This window comes from Rhodovulum sp. 12E13, assembly GCF_003340565.1.
Classification (GTDB): domain Bacteria; phylum Pseudomonadota; class Alphaproteobacteria; order Rhodobacterales; family Rhodobacteraceae; genus HLUCCA09.
The window spans coordinates 1-2,324 of the sequence record NZ_QPLK01000087.1 but is presented as its reverse complement, the minus strand read 5'-3'; the positions used below and the strand labels follow the sequence as shown (position 1 = coordinate 2,324).

General features: G+C 64.2%; 2 protein-coding genes. One reads left to right on the top strand and one right to left on the bottom strand.

The genetic code is table 11. The features are described 5' to 3' along the window. Positions 1–68 precede the first annotated feature (68 nt). Positions 69–599, bottom strand: coding sequence for a hypothetical protein (locus DLJ49_RS21990; protein WP_158547551.1), 531 nt, complete (start codon positions 597–599; stop codon positions 69–71). Between the two features lie 67 nt (positions 600–666). Between DLJ49_RS21990 and DLJ49_RS21065 the strand changes: the two genes are divergently transcribed. After that, a partial coding sequence (locus tag DLJ49_RS21065; protein ID WP_158547550.1) for an alginate export family protein occupies positions 667–2,324 on the top strand: 1,658 nt, incomplete at its 3' end.

Here is a 2,324-nt window from a genome sequence, read left to right as displayed (position 1 = left end):
GCCGAGACCGGCCGTTCGAGCCAGCCGATACCCGGAAATCGCAGGCATCCCCGGCCGACGTGCCCTCGTCAGACCGCCTCTGCCCGAAAATCGGCGAAGCCGAAGCGGTAGATCAGACGATCCTCAAGGCGTTGTTGCAGGTGCGGAGATGGGTTCAGAAAGCACCGGCGCCAAGGTCCGGAACAAGTCCATCGTTCGGCGAATGGCGGCTGAAGATCTTCCGCTGCGATGTGCGTGGTCACCCACTCGCCCGTATCATCTCGCACGACCCAACCCCGCGCCTCCATCCATGTGAGCTTGCGACGGACGCTTTCCCGAGGAATCCCGCTGGACCTCGATAAGGCGAAGGTGCTGGTCTGCGTCTTCCGTCCTCTTCCCGGGCCTGATTTCTTGAGGACCTCGGTGTTGCGATCCGGTTTGGAGCCGGCGCAGATCGTCAGAAGAAGCAGTAACGCGTCAAGATCGCCGCCAAATTCCGCTCGGAGGATGGCCAGGATTTCCGGAAGCGCGGGACTGGTCAGGACACGTGAAAGGTGGGGAAACGCGGCAGGCACGTCGTTACCGACAGAACTCTGGGTCTTGCCGTCCTCGACGACCATGGACCGCTCAGATTGGGCAGCAAGACGGTGGCAATGTGGGTCACGCGGTGTAAAGCCTGTCGTCGTCATGGATCTCGGCCGAGTAGTCTTCATGAAGGCATTGGTTCGCTACGGCGCTTTTCCCGTTCTTCTGGCTGTCTTGCCCGTCCTGTCGACTCCCTCAGTCGCGCAAGATGGCACGGGCCTTGGAGGCGGCCAATACGGTGCGTCCGTGCTGCCGCTCGGCCAGGCCGCCGTAGGGCAGACCATCTCGCGCATCGAGGTTGAAATCGGCACCTCCAGCGGAGACGCGGCGCGGGATCAAGCCGCGCTGCGGGCCGCCCGTGCGGCAACCGGCGCCCTGAGGGCGCGGGCCTACCGGCCCGTCCTCGTCGACACGGCGCTCGGCTTTCTGGTGTCCGATGGCACGGTGAGGGCAGCGACCCACCGCACGACCTACGAAGGCGCGCGTGGTGCGCTCGGCGTCGTCGTGTCGCTCGATCTGTCGCCCGCGCCAACACCGGACGCGGCGGCATCCGTGGAGGAGCCAGGCTTTCCCGTCATCTACCAGGATGATCGCAGCAAGCTCACGTTCATCCTCAATACCGGCGCTGGCGTATATTCCGACATCAACGCCTGGTTCGGCGCGCCGGAACTCTTCAACGAGTTCAGTCCCATCGCCGGTCGGCTGCCGGGCAGCGAGGCGGCCTGGGGCGAGGCCTACCTCGAGTTCGGGATCGGCGGTGCGACGCGCCTCGCTGATAGCGATTACTATCTTTTCGGCGCGTTGAGCGGTCTCTTCAGCGTCTCACGCGGTCAGGACATCTTCACCGACGACGACCGCAATTTCCTGCACCCGGACAAGGGCTATGTCGGGCTGCTCTATGCCGATCCGGAGACCGGGAACACCGCGCAGCTGTCCTTCGGGCGGCAGACCTGGACGCTCAACAACGGGTTCCTGATCTCGATGATCTCGGGTTCATCGAACGCGGGCGAACGCGGCGCGACCTATCTCGGCCCGCGCAACACGACCGATTTTTCCGCCCTGGCGACCGGCGAGTTCGGCCGCACCCGGTTTTCGCTGTTCTACATCGACCCCGACGAGCTGGAGGACCTTGAGTCCAACACGACCTTTGCGGGCGCCAATCTCGGGTATCAGTTCACCGACGCATTCACGATGGATGCGAGCCTCATCACCATACCGACCTCGGACTCGACCTACCGCACCCCGTCTGGAGAGGCTCTGGCCCGCGAGGGCACGACGACATCGGGCTTGCGCGCGCTCTACCGCCCCACGACGCAGGACCATTTCTGGCTGGAGGGCGAGGCCTACGCCCAGAGCAATCCGGATTACGACATGCGGGCAGAAGCCTGGTATGGCACGGCGGGCTACATCTGGGGCAGCCACCCGTGGAGCCCGAGCGTCTCATACCGGTATGCGAGCTTCTCCGGCGACGACCCCGACACCGACACCTACGAGCGGTTCGACGGGTTGATGACAAACGGGTTCGGCAACTGGCTGCAGGGAATGGCCTTCGGCAAGGTTTACCGCAACGCCAACCTCAACACCCATCGCATCCAGGCCAACGTCTCGCCCCGCGAGGGCATGAACCTGACCTTTAGCAGGCCGCTGAAGAAGTGCGGCTGGAAGGACGTTTTTCCGGGCGCGGGTTTCCAAGTTGAGGCGGTGGCGGCCCGGGACGTGTGGATCGGTTCCGAGATGCCCCGTGTTTCAGGCCGCCAGAA

What these genes read in the sequence shown, in the direction of transcription:
- DLJ49_RS21990 (WP_158547551.1), bottom strand. Translation starts at nt 599, where the DNA reads ATGGTCGTCGAGGACGGCAAGACCCAGAGTTCTGTCGGTAACGACGTG.